Genomic DNA, 12,076 nt, shown 5'->3' with positions numbered 1-12,076 from the left:
AAGGATGAAAGCAGAAATTATCGCCGTTGGCTCGGAGCTTTTACTTGGCCAAATTGCAAATACAAATGCTCAATTTTTATCTCGACAATTAGCTGAAATAGGGATAGATGTATATTACCATACGGTTGTTGGAGATAATCCTCAAAGGCTTACACATGCGATTGAAGTAGCAAAGCAACGCTCGAATTTGATTATTTTTACGGGGGGACTTGGACCGACGAAAGATGATTTAACAAAAGAAACGATTGCAAAGATGTTAAATAAATCGCTCGTTTTAGACGAAGAAGCATGGCAATCCATTTGTGATTATTTTTCAAAAACAAATCGTCCGATGTCCCCAAACAATCGAAAACAGGCGCTTGTATTAGAAGGAAGTCACGTGTTAAAAAATGAACATGGGATGGCTCCTGGAATGGCACTTGTTGTTGATCATGTGACGTATATGCTTCTTCCGGGGCCGCCAAAAGAAATGCAACCGATGTTCATGAAATATGGACGTCCTTTTTTATTGCAAAAGCGTCACGTTCGCGAAAAAATTGTTTCACGTGTTCTTCGCTTCTTTCATATCGGGGAATCACAGCTAGAAACAGAAATTGAAGATTTGATCGATGCGCAAACGAATCCGACGATTGCTCCACTTGCGTCTGACGGTGAAGTGACTCTCCGCTTGACAGCAAAGCATGAACGTGAAGAAGAAGCGAAGCGGCTGATTGACGAGGTAGAGGAAAATATTTTAGCGCGTGTTCGCCCTTATTTTTACGGTTACAATGATGAAACGTTGTTTAGCAAACTGTTAGCTACGTTAAAAGAAAAGGATAAGACACTTGCTGTTGCTGAAAGCTTAACGGGGGGGTTGTTTTTAAAGGAAATGACTGCTCTTCCGACAGCTTCTTCTGTCATAGCAGGAGGGGTTGTATGTTATACAAATGAAATAAAGGAAAATGTGCTTCATGTGCCGAAAGAAATATTACAAACAGAGGGGGCAGTGAGCGGGCGATGTGCACAATCGTTGGCGGAAAATGTTCGAAAACTTTGTCGAAGTGATATCGGTATAAGCTTTACAGGCGTCGCAGGACCGGACGATTTGGAAGGGAAGCCAGTAGGAACAGTATGGATAGGGATTGCCACAGAACGAGGGACAAAAACGTTTGCACTTACATTATCCGGTGATCGTCAAGCCGTTCGGATGCGTACTGCAAAATATGGTTGTTATTATTTACTACAATTGTTGCATTGATTTACGAACATCTATTCGTTTTTTTCTTGGCAAATAAACAGAAAACATGTATAGTAATAAGTAGCAGTCACTGCTTTATTTTTTGTAAGTATAAAGGAGGAGTTTCTTTGAACGATCGTCAAGCAGCATTAGAACAGGCGTTAAAGCAAATTGAGAAACAGTTTGGAAAAGGTTCTATTATGAAGCTAGGAGAGCAAACAGATCGTCAAATTTCGACTGTATCAAGCGGCTCTCTTGCACTTGATATTGCGCTTGGAGTAGGAGGATATCCGCGCGGGCGTATTATTGAAATTTATGGTCCAGAATCTTCGGGTAAAACGACAGTTGCCCTTCATGCGATTGCTGAAGTACAAAAGCAAGGTGGTCAAGCGGCGTTCATTGATGCAGAACACGCTTTAGATCCTGTTTACGCTGAAAAGTTAGGTGTTAATATTGATGAATTGTTGCTTTCACAGCCTGATACAGGAGAGCAAGCGTTAGAAATTGCTGAAGCGCTTGTGCGCAGTGGAGCGGTTGACATTATTGTTATTGACTCCGTTGCAGCCCTTGTTCCGAAAGCAGAAATTGAAGGGGAAATGGGCGATGCTCACGTTGGACTACAAGCACGGCTCATGTCCCAAGCGCTACGTAAATTATCAGGCGCTATCAACAAATCGAAAACGATCGCTATCTTTATTAACCAAATAAGGGAAAAAGTGGGGGTTATGTTCGGGAACCCCGAGACAACTCCTGGTGGTCGCGCATTGAAGTTTTATGCGTCTGTTCGTTTAGAAGTGCGTCGTGCTGAGCAAATTAAACAAGGCAATGATATGGTTGGAAATAAAACGAAAATTAAAGTCGTTAAAAATAAAGTGGCGCCACCATTTAAAACTGCAGATGTAGATATTATGTATGGGGAAGGGATTTCAAAAGAAGGCGAAATTATTGATATGGGTGCTGAACTCGATATCATCCAAAAAAGCGGTGCTTGGTATTCATACAAAGATGAGAGACTGGGACAAGGACGAGAAAACGCGAAACAATTTTTAAAAGAAAATCCACATATCATGGAAGAAATTGCACGTGAAATTCGCCAACATTATGGCATTACGACAGGTGCATCAGCGACACCTGTACGTGAAGATGATTTAGACTTCTTAGAGTAAAAAGAGGCACGTTGTGTCTCTTTTTTCTTTATTTTAGAAGATTCAACCATATGAAGCGCTTTCCCGCAATGACAAGCCTTGACAATATGGAAGGTCACCTTTAAAATGTACATGTATATTTGACAATTTTGAAGTGTATGTTGAATGGGTGCAATGTACATGCCGACATTGATGAAGTAACGAATTTATAGCAAGAGGAGGTGAGGATAATGGGTGAAACGATCATCTCCGCTTTGCTTGCCCTAGTCGTCGGTGCAGTTGTTGGCTTTTTTGTTCGTAAATCCATTGCCGAGGCAAAAATTGGCGGTGCACAAGCAGCTGCCAAGCAAATGATTGAAGAAGCGAAAAGAGAAGCAGACGCATTGAAAAAAGAGGCGCTCCTTGAAGCAAAGGATGAGATTCACAAACTTCGCGTGGAAGCAGAACGAGAAATTCGCGAACGAAGAAGTGAATTACAAAAACAGGAAAACCGCTTGTTACAAAAGGAGGAGAATCTCGATCGAAAGGACGAATCTTTAAACAAACGGGAAGCGTTGCTTGAGAAAAAAGAGAATTCTCTCAATGAAAGACAACAGCATATTGAAGAGATGGAAAGCAAAGTGGAAGAACTCGTTCGAAAGGAACAAGCAGAGCTTGAGCGTATTTCTAGCTTGACTCGTGAAGAAGCACGACAAATCATTTTAGATCGTGTAGAAAAAGAGCTTTCTCATGAAATCGCGCTCATGGTTAAAGAAGCAGAAACGAAAGTGAAGGAAGAAGCCGATAAAAAAGCAAAAGAAATTTTATCGCTTGCCATTCAACGCTGTGCTGCTGATCATGTTGCCGAAACGACCGTATCTGTTGTAAACTTGCCGAATGACGAAATGAAAGGTCGGATTATTGGACGCGAAGGACGTAACATTCGCACGTTGGAAACGTTAACAGGTATTGATCTCATCATTGACGACACGCCGGAAGCAGTCATTTTATCAGGCTTTGATCCGATCCGTCGTGAAACGGCACGAATTGCGTTAGATAAACTTGTTCAAGACGGGCGTATTCATCCGGCGCGAATTGAAGAGATGGTTGAAAAAGCGCGAAGAGAAGTGGATGAACACATTCGTGAAGTGGGAGAACAAACAACGTTCGAAGTGGGTGTTCACGGGTTGCACCCGGATTTAATTAAAATTTTAGGCCGATTGAAATTCCGTACAAGCTATGGACAAAATGTTCTTAAACATTCGATGGAAGTTGCGTACTTAGCTGGTTTGATGGCAGCTGAGTTAGGGGAAGATGAAATGCTTGCAAGACGAGCAGGTCTTCTTCACGACATCGGAAAAGCTGTTGACCATGAAGTAGAAGGAAGCCATGTTGAAATTGGTGTAGAGCTCGCAACGAAATATAAAGAACACCCGGTCGTTATCAATAGCATTGCTTCCCATCATGGTGATACGGAGCCGACGTCTATTATCGCTGTGCTTGTTGCTGCTGCAGACGCATTATCTGCTGCTCGGCCAGGTGCCCGTAGCGAAACGTTAGAAAACTATATTCGTCGACTTGAAAAACTTGAAGAAATCGCTGAATCATATGAAGGTGTTGAAAAGTCGTATGCGATTCAGGCTGGACGCGAAATTCGCATTATGGTAAAGCCAGATATGATCGATGACTTGGAAGCGCATCGTTTGGCGCGTGACATTCGCAAGCGCATTGAAGAAGAGCTTGATTATCCAGGTCATATTAAAGTTACAGTAATCCGCGAAACGCGAGCTGTTGAATATGCAAAATAAAGCTACTCCTCGTTTGGAGTAGCTTTTCGTATTGATAAACGCTTCGTTTTGTGCGAAACTGAAAAATAGAAATCATGGGTATAGAAAGGGTAATATGATGAAACTATTATTTATCGGTGATGTCGTAGGACAACCGGGAAGAAAAATGGTTGATGAATACGTACCGAAGCTAAAAGCAAAATATAAGCCGCATGTGATTGTTGTCAACGGTGAAAATGCTGCTGGTGGGAAAGGGATAACAGAAAAAATATATCGGCGCTTTTTAGAGATAGGGGTGCATGCAGTAACCCTTGGGAATCATGCATGGGATAATCGTGAAATATTTGAGTTTATTGATCAAGCGAAAGTACTTGTTCGTCCAGGGAATTTTCCAGCAGGTACACCTGGAAAAGGAATTGTATTTATTCAAGTAGAGGGATATGAGGTTGCGGTCATCAGTTTGCAAGGAAGAACGTTTTTGCCAGCGATTGATTGCCCGTTTAAAAAAGCAGATGAATTAGTAGAGATGGCGGTCTCACGAACCCCTGTCATTCTTGTAGATTTTCATGCGGAAGCAACGAGTGAAAAACAAGCGATGGGATGGTATTTAGATGGGCGAGTAAGCGCTGTCGTTGGTACGCATACACACGTTCAAACAGCGGACTCTCGTATTTTGCCAAACGGCACCGGTTATATTACTGATGTCGGTATGACAGGTCCTTACGATGGCATTTTGGGTGTGGATCGTGAGGCAGTATTACGTAAATTTTTAACGGGCTTGCCGGTTCGTTTCGAAGTGACGACGGGGCGCGCGCAGTTGAATGCTGTGCTTATCGATATAGATGAAAAAAGCGGGAGAACGAAATCAATTCAACGAATTATGATTAATGATGACCACCCATATTTCGACTAGTCTCTCTTTTTAGATTTTTCTAAAAAATACATATAAATAGCAGGAATACGAGTGAACAGAGGTGAATATATAGTAAACAGTACGAATTTTTTACAAGCAATTGTTAGAAACAAGGAGGAGCTAGAAATGGAAATATTAAAAGTTTCAGCAAAGTCTAATCCTAATTCTGTAGCTGGTGCACTTGCTGGCGTGCTAAGAGAACGCGGTGCAGCTGAAATTCAGGCGATCGGTGCAGGTGCATTAAATCAAGCCGTGAAGGCAGTAGCGATCGCGCGAGGATTCGTAGCACCGAGCGGAGTCGATCTCATTTGTATTCCTGCGTTTACAGACATTCAAATTGATGGAGAAGAGCGGACAGCAATCAAACTTATTGTTGAACCGCGTTAATGCACATAAACCTGTTTGCTTGTATAGCAAACAGGTTATTTTTATCATATGCTACAGAGCGAATTTTCGTATGGAGGGGTCGTTGTGCGTATATTTGACGCTCATTGTGACGTTTTATATCAACTATTTTGTGACCAAGATGTATCGTTTGAGCGAAGCTCATCGCTACATGTCACGTACGATGGATTGCAGCAGGCGGGTGTAACAGTACAAGGATTTGCTATTTACATCCCAAAACACGTAAGGCCAGAATCGCGCTTTTTTGTAGCTTTAGAGATGATTGATTATTTTTATGAGAAAGTTGTGTCACAGCCAAATATGAAAGTGGTTCGTTCAAAAAAAGAAATCGATCAACTACAACCGAGTGAAATTGGAGCGATGCTTACGTTAGAAGGGTGTGAAGCCATTGGCGAAAGTTTAACGCAACTGCGCACACTTCTTCGCCTTGGTGTTCGTTCTGTTGGTTTAACATGGAATGACGCCAATATGGTAGCGGATGGAGCACTAGAGCAACGAGGAGGAGGTTTAACGAAATTCGGGAAAGAAGTTGTCCACTTATTGAACGAACAACAATGTTGGACAGACGTGTCACATTTAAGTGAACGAGCGTTTTGGGATGTCATTGAATTGGCTCATTATCCGATTGCTTCACATTCAAATGCGTATACGCTTTGCCCGCACCCACGCAATTTGCGCGATGACCAGATTCAAGCTTTGATTAAGAAAAATGGGGTGATCGGTGTGACATTCGTTCCGCAGTTTTTACGTCATGATACGCAAACGACAACAGTGACAGATGTGTTGCGTCATGTCGACTATATTTGCTCGTTAGGCGGGGAAAACCATATCGGGTTTGGATCTGACTTCGATGGCATTTTTGAAACGGTTGACCAATTAGCTAATGTTTCGCATTATACCCATTTCATTAATGAATTGCTGAAGCATTTTAAAGAGGAACAAGTGAGAAAATTTTTGTTTTGTAATTTTTATGAGCGAATCCCGCAATAAAAAATTCGGAAGAAAAATTCACATTTTTGTAACAAATATGTTGCAATTTTTTTTCAATAGGGCTAGAATGAAAGCGTTTAGTAAATGAAATTTTTCAAAAAATTTATTAAGCGAAATGGTAGAGCTTTTTCTGGAAAAGTGCTACACTTATAATCGTACAATGTTACGTTACAATTGATGGAACTTTAAAGGGGTGTAAGACATGATTAGTCAACTTTCATGGAAAGTTGGAGGACAACAAGGGGAAGGTATTGAAAGTACGGGAGAAATATTCTCCATTGCGCTCAACCGACTAGGCTACTACTTATACGGTTATCGCCACTTTTCATCTCGTATTAAAGGTGGTCATACGAACAATAAAATTCGTGTTAGCACAACGCAAGTTCGTTCGATTGCCGATGATCTTGATATATTAGTAGCTTTTGACCAAGAAACAATTGATTTTAACTTTCACGAGTTACGTCAAGGTGGGATCGTCATTGCCGATGCAAAGTTTAATCCGACGATTCCGGATGAGTCAAGAGCTACGCTGTATGCGGTTCCATTTACAGATATTGCAACAGAATTAGGAACAGCATTAATGAAAAACATGGTGGCAGTCGGAGCTTCTAGCGCTGTACTCGGTCTCGATATTAGCGTATATGAAGGGGTCGTTCAGGAGATTTTCGGTCGCAAAGGCGAGCAGGTTGTTGCCAAAAACATGGAAGCGATCAGAGCGGGCGCTCAGTTTATGCGTGAACAACTTGGTGACAACATTCAACTCATGCAACTTGAGAAGGCGGACGGCAAAAAGAGAATGTTTATGATTGGAAACGATGCGATTGCGCTTGGTGCACTTGCGGGTGGCGCTCGTTTTATGGCAGCGTATCCAATTACCCCAGCGTCAGAGATCATGGAATACTTAATTAAGAAGCTTCCGCAATTTGGTGGTACAGTCATTCAAACAGAAGACGAAATTGCAGCTTGTACAATGGCTATTGGTGCGAACTATGCGGGTGTTCGCACGTTGACAGCTTCGGCCGGACCAGGTCTTTCGCTTATGATGGAAGCGATCGGATTAGCTGGAATTACAGAAACGCCAATTGTCATTGTTGATACGCAACGTGGTGGTCCGAGTACAGGTCTTCCGACGAAACAAGAACAGTCCGATTTGATGGCAATGATTTATGGAACACATGGAGAAATTCCGAAAGTAGTCATGGCGCCAAGTACTGTACAAGAAGCGTTTTACGATATGGTTGAAGCGTTTAACATTGCAGAAGAGTATCAATGTCCAGTCATCGTTTTAACAGACTTGCAACTTTCGTTAGGTAAACAAACAGTTGAGCCGCTAGAATACGATAAAATTGAAATTCGTCGTGGCAAACTTGTTACGGGAGAACTCCCTGAAATTCCAGACAAAGGTTGTTTTAAACGATATGAAGTGACGGAAGATGGCGTGTCACCGCGTGTATTACCAGGAATGAAAAACGGTATTCACCATGTGACGGGCGTTGAGCACGATGAAACAGGCCGTCCTTCTGAAGTAGCAGCGAACCGTATTGCACAAATGGATAAGCGTCTGCGCAAGTTGAAACATATTCAATTCCCGACACCAGTTCATAAACATGTGAAGCATGAAGAAGCCGATGTGTTAATCGTTGGGTTTAACTCAACGCGTGGAGCGATTGAGGAAGCGATGGAACGTCTAGAGCGAGATGGCATCAAGGTGAATCATGCTCACGTTCGTCTCATTCATCCGTTCCCAACGGAAGAAATGTTGCCACTTGTGCAATCAGCAAAAAAAGTTGTTGTTGTTGAAAATAATGCAACAGGACAACTTGCCAACATTTTAAAAATGAACGTTGGACATGCTGAGAAAGTATTTAACGTGTTGAAATATGATGGCAACCCGTTCTTACCGCACGAAGTTTATACAAAATGCAAGGAGTTGTTTTAAACATGGCGACATTTAAAGATTTCCGAAATAACATTAAACCGAACTGGTGTCCAGGTTGTGGTGACTTTTCTGTGCAAGCAGCTATTCAACGTGCGGCTGCCAACGTTGGACTTGAACCACATGAGCTTGTTGTTGTCTCTGGAATTGGTTGTTCTGGACGTATTTCTGGTTACATTAATTCGTATGGTTTTCATGGTGTTCACGGTCGGGCACTTCCAATTGCTCAAGGGGTAAAAATGGCCAATCGTGACTTGACTGTCATTGCTGCTGGTGGTGACGGAGATGGATTCGCGATCGGAATGGGGCACACGATCCATGCGATTCGTCGTAACATCGACATTACGTACATCGTTATGGATAACCAAATTTACGGTTTAACAAAAGGGCAAACATCGCCACGTAGTGAAGTCGGATTTAAGACGAAAAGTACACCACAAGGATCGGTTGAGCCAGCGTTGTCGATTATGGAGATGGCGTTAACAGCAGGGGCTACATTCGTCGCCCAAAGCTTTTCTAGTGATTTAAAAGAGTTGACGCAATTAATCGAAGAAGGCATAAAACATAAAGGATTCTCGCTCATTAACGTATTCAGCCCGTGCGTCACGTACAATAAAGTAAACACATATGATTGGTTTAAAGACAATTTAACGAGCTTGAGCTCCATTGAAGGATATGATCCATCTAACCGCGAAATGGCGATGCAAACGTTGATGAAACATAAAGGGCTTGTTACAGGGCTCATTTATCAAAATAAAGAGCGCAAATCATATCAAGATCTTGTGCCTGGTTATAGCGAAAAACCATTGGCAGAAGCAGATTTAGCAATGAGCAAGGAAAAATTTGATCAGCTTGTGGCTGAGTTTATGTAAGAAAAAAGAGGGTGGTGAAAGCCATCCTCTTTTTCATGGAAAAAACATTGTTTAAAAGTCCAGAAAATAATATACTATGTTAGTGTGCGTCTATGAACAAAAGAAAGGAGAATTATGATGAACGAAAAACAACGTTTACAGTACACAGCACAAATTGAAACAGATCATCCAACGGACAAAAAATCCGCTTTGGATGAAAATTTGCAACGTCTCAAGCAAAAAACGAGTCAAGACTATGAAAAATATTTTTCAACTGTATTTGTTCCTCCATCTTTAAAAGAAGCGAAAAAACGTGGAAAAGAGGAAGTGAAATATCATAAAGATTTCTCCATTCCAGAAGAGTTTCGTGGCATGGGGAACGGTCGTAAATTTTACATTCGTACGTACGGCTGTCAAATGAATGAACATGACACAGAAGTGATGGCTGGAATTTTTATGGCGCTCGGCTATGAACCAACGGATCGCCCAGAGGATGCCAACGTCATTTTGTTAAATACGTGTGCCATTCGTGAAAATGCAGAGAATAAAGTATTCGGAGAAATTGGACATTTAAAGCCACTCAAACAAAATAACCCGGATTTATTGCTTGGGGTATGCGGCTGTATGTCGCAAGAAGAATCAGTCGTCAATAAAATTTTGAAGCAATTCCAATACGTTGATATGATCTTTGGCACGCACAATATTCATCGTCTTCCGTATATTTTGAAAGAAGCCTATATGTCAAAAGAAATGGTTGTTGAAGTATGGTCAAAAGAAGGCGATGTCATCGAAAACTTGCCGAAAGTGCGCAAAGGAAATATTAAAGCGTGGGTTAATATTATGTACGGTTGCGATAAGTTTTGTACGTACTGTATCGTTCCGTATACACGCGGTAAAGAGCGTAGCCGTCGTCCAGAAGATATTATTCAAGAGGTACGTCACTTAGCTGCACAAGGGTATAAAGAAATTACGCTTTTAGGACAAAACGTGAATGCGTATGGAAAAGATTTTACTGATATGAAATATGGTCTTGGGGATTTAATGGACGAACTGCGCAAAATTGATATTCCGCGCATTCGCTTTACAACAAGCCATCCACGTGATTTTGATGATCGTTTAATCGAAGTGTTAGCAAAAGGTGGAAATTTAGTTGAGCACATTCACTTGCCTGTACAGTCGGGAAGTAGTGAAGTGTTAAAAATGATGGCGCGTAAATATACACGTGAACAATATTTAGAGCTTGTTCGTAAAATTAAAGAAGCCATTCCAGGTGTGGCGCTTACAACAGACATTATTGTCGGATTCCCGAATGAAACAGATGAGCAATTTGAAGAAACGTTGTCGCTCTATCGCGAAGTCGAATTTGATTCTGCATTTACGTTTATTTACTCGCCACGTGAGGGAACACCGGCAGCAAAAATGGTTGATAACGTGCCAATGGAAGTGAAAAAAGAACGTTTACAACGCTTAAACGCATTAGTAAACGAAATTTCTGCGAAAAAAATGAAGGAATATGAGGGACAAGTTGTCGAAGTATTAGTAGAAGGGGAAAGTAAAAATAACCCAGACGTTCTCGCTGGATACACACGTAAAAACAAGCTTGTGAACTTCGTTGGACCTAAGTCTGCGATCGGTCAACTTGTAAACGTGCGCATTACAGAAGCAAAAACATGGACATTAAATGGAGAAATGGTAGAAGAAACGATCGAGGTGAAATAACGTGGCGAAATATACAAAGGATGACATCGTCCAAAAAGCAAAAGAATTAGCTAAAATGATTGCTGAAACGGAAGAAGTAGAGATTTTTAAACAAGCAGAAGCCAAAATTCATGAAAATGAAAAAGTACGCACGATGATTGCTAAAATTAAATCGTTACAAAAACAAGCCGTAAACTTGCAACATTACGGAAAAGTTGAAGCGTTAAAAAAAGTAGAAGCAGAAATTGATGAGATTTACGAACAGCTATCAGACATTCCGATTGTAGAACAATTTAAACAATCGCAAGTAGAAATTAATGATTTGTTGCAGCTTGTTGCGTCCACGATTTCAAAGACGGTGACAGATGAAATTATTACATCGACAGGTGGCGATGTGTTACGAGGAGAAACGGGTGCCCAAGTGAAACATAGCCATTGCGGCCATTGCCATTAAAGAGTCCATTTCACATGGGCTCTTTTTTTATTTTTGTCACATATTTCGAACAAGTTGCATACAATGAACTATACGGAATGATTGTTTTTTTATGTACACTTTTAGTTTTTTCGTGCATAGGATAAAATGAACAATGCATTTTTGAGGAGGGTTTGTTTCATGTCCCAATACAGAGAAATTATTACAAAGGCAGTTGTTGGAAAAGGGAGAAAGTTTACGCAATCGACGCATACCGTTTCCGCGCAACATCGTCCAACGAGCGTGCTCGGTTGTTGGATTATTAATCATCGGTACGAAGCGAAAAAAGTGGATCGTAGTGTTGAAATTCATGGAAAGTATGATGTGAATGTTTGGTATTCGTACAACGATAATACAAAAACGGAAGTGCTCACAGAAACGGTATCTTATACCGATGTCATTCCGTTGAAGTATCGTAACGAAGAACTCATTAGCGAAGAACAAGAAGTGATTGCACGTGTTGTTCAGCAACCAAATTGTTTAGAATGTACGATTGCTTCAACTGGAAATAAGGTAACTGTGGAAGTAGAGCGAGAGTTCATCGCTGAGGTCATCGGGGAAACAAAAGTACGGATTGCGGTCGTTGATACATCATCTGAAGAAGTCGATGAGGATATTGAAGCTGAATTAGAACAGTTAGATGAAGAGCTTCTTCAAGAAGGAAGCAATAAAAACTAGGAAGTT

At 41.3% G+C, this 12,076-nt stretch carries 11 protein-coding genes; all 11 read left to right on the top strand.

Annotation, left to right across the window (positions count from 1 at the left end):
• Nucleotides 1–4 precede the first annotated feature (4 nt).
• The 11 genes from ETB99_RS05130 to ETB99_RS05080 all read left to right on the top strand — a co-directional run bounded on the left by ETB99_RS05130 (nucleotide 5) and on the right by ETB99_RS05080 (nucleotide 12,070).
• Nucleotides 5–1,237, top strand: a complete 1,233-nt coding sequence (locus tag ETB99_RS05130) for a competence/damage-inducible protein A (protein ID WP_171700071.1) — start codon at nucleotides 5–7, stop codon at nucleotides 1,235–1,237.
• Between the two features lie 107 nt (nucleotides 1,238–1,344).
• Nucleotides 1,345–2,382, top strand: a complete 1,038-nt coding sequence (recA, locus tag ETB99_RS05125; protein WP_041638422.1) for a recombinase RecA — start codon at nucleotides 1,345–1,347, stop codon at nucleotides 2,380–2,382.
• Nucleotides 2,383–2,591: 209 nt separating this feature from the next.
• Complete coding sequence (rny, locus tag ETB99_RS05120; protein ID WP_006323434.1) at nucleotides 2,592–4,148, top strand: ribonuclease Y; 1,557 nt, start codon at nucleotides 2,592–2,594, stop codon at nucleotides 4,146–4,148.
• Between the two features lie 97 nt (nucleotides 4,149–4,245).
• Complete coding sequence (locus ETB99_RS05115) at nucleotides 4,246–5,040, top strand: TIGR00282 family metallophosphoesterase (protein WP_077428324.1); 795 nt, start codon at nucleotides 4,246–4,248, stop codon at nucleotides 5,038–5,040.
• A 126-nt stretch (nucleotides 5,041–5,166) separates the two neighbouring features.
• The gene (gene spoVS, locus ETB99_RS05110; RefSeq protein WP_003181955.1) at nucleotides 5,167–5,427 is read left to right on the top strand and encodes a stage V sporulation protein SpoVS; all 261 of its coding nucleotides are present in this window, start codon (nucleotides 5,167–5,169) and stop codon (nucleotides 5,425–5,427) included.
• Nucleotides 5,428–5,475: 48 nt separating this feature from the next.
• A complete protein-coding gene (locus ETB99_RS05105) occupies nucleotides 5,476–6,435 on the top strand; it encodes a dipeptidase (RefSeq protein WP_077428325.1) in 960 nt (319 codons plus the stop codon).
• 202 nt (nucleotides 6,436–6,637) lie between these two features.
• On the top strand, nucleotides 6,638–8,374 hold the full coding sequence (locus ETB99_RS05100) for a 2-oxoacid:acceptor oxidoreductase subunit alpha (RefSeq protein ID WP_006323457.1): 1,737 nt from the start codon (nucleotides 6,638–6,640) through the stop codon (nucleotides 8,372–8,374).
• A gap of 2 nt (nucleotides 8,375–8,376) precedes the next feature.
• A complete protein-coding gene (locus ETB99_RS05095; protein WP_004890656.1) occupies nucleotides 8,377–9,243 on the top strand; it encodes a 2-oxoacid:ferredoxin oxidoreductase subunit beta in 867 nt (288 codons plus the stop codon).
• 117 nt (nucleotides 9,244–9,360) lie between these two features.
• Nucleotides 9,361–10,941 carry a tRNA (N6-isopentenyl adenosine(37)-C2)-methylthiotransferase MiaB gene (miaB, locus tag ETB99_RS05090; RefSeq protein ID WP_035021064.1) on the top strand — a complete coding sequence of 527 codons (1,581 nt, stop codon included), beginning with the start codon at nucleotides 9,361–9,363 and terminating at the stop codon, nucleotides 10,939–10,941.
• 1 nt (nucleotide 10,942) lies between these two features.
• On the top strand, nucleotides 10,943–11,374 hold the full coding sequence (locus ETB99_RS05085; protein WP_006323460.1) for a YlbF/YmcA family competence regulator: 432 nt from the start codon (nucleotides 10,943–10,945) through the stop codon (nucleotides 11,372–11,374).
• A 159-nt stretch (nucleotides 11,375–11,533) separates the two neighbouring features.
• Nucleotides 11,534–12,070 carry an outer spore coat protein CotE gene (locus tag ETB99_RS05080; protein ID WP_004890648.1) on the top strand — a complete coding sequence of 179 codons (537 nt, stop codon included), beginning with the start codon at nucleotides 11,534–11,536 and terminating at the stop codon, nucleotides 12,068–12,070.
• The last annotated feature ends 6 nt before the right edge of the window (nucleotides 12,071–12,076 follow it).

The organism is Anoxybacillus sp. CHMUD, assembly GCF_013096965.1.
GTDB lineage: Bacteria > Bacillota > Bacilli > Bacillales > Anoxybacillaceae > Anoxybacillus > Anoxybacillus kestanbolensis_A.
The sequence above is the reverse complement of the archived record's forward strand: the minus strand, read 5'-3'. Positions and strand labels throughout refer to the sequence as shown.

Coding starts and splice junctions, on each gene's coding strand:
- ETB99_RS05130 (WP_171700071.1), top strand. CDS start 5: ATGAAAGCAGAAATTATCGCCGTTGGCTCGGAGCTTTTACTTGGCCAA.
- miaB (WP_035021064.1), top strand. CDS start 9,361: ATGAACGAAAAACAACGTTTACAGTACACAGCACAAATTGAAACAGAT.
- ETB99_RS05115 (WP_077428324.1), top strand. CDS start 4,246: ATGAAACTATTATTTATCGGTGATGTCGTAGGACAACCGGGAAGAAAA.
- ETB99_RS05080 (WP_004890648.1), top strand. CDS start 11,534: ATGTCCCAATACAGAGAAATTATTACAAAGGCAGTTGTTGGAAAAGGG.
- ETB99_RS05100 (WP_006323457.1), top strand. CDS start 6,638: ATGATTAGTCAACTTTCATGGAAAGTTGGAGGACAACAAGGGGAAGGT.
- rny (WP_006323434.1), top strand. CDS start 2,592: ATGGGTGAAACGATCATCTCCGCTTTGCTTGCCCTAGTCGTCGGTGCA.
- ETB99_RS05095 (WP_004890656.1), top strand. CDS start 8,377: ATGGCGACATTTAAAGATTTCCGAAATAACATTAAACCGAACTGGTGT.
- ETB99_RS05105 (WP_077428325.1), top strand. CDS start 5,476: ATGCTACAGAGCGAATTTTCGTATGGAGGGGTCGTTGTGCGTATATTT.
- spoVS (WP_003181955.1), top strand. CDS start 5,167: ATGGAAATATTAAAAGTTTCAGCAAAGTCTAATCCTAATTCTGTAGCT.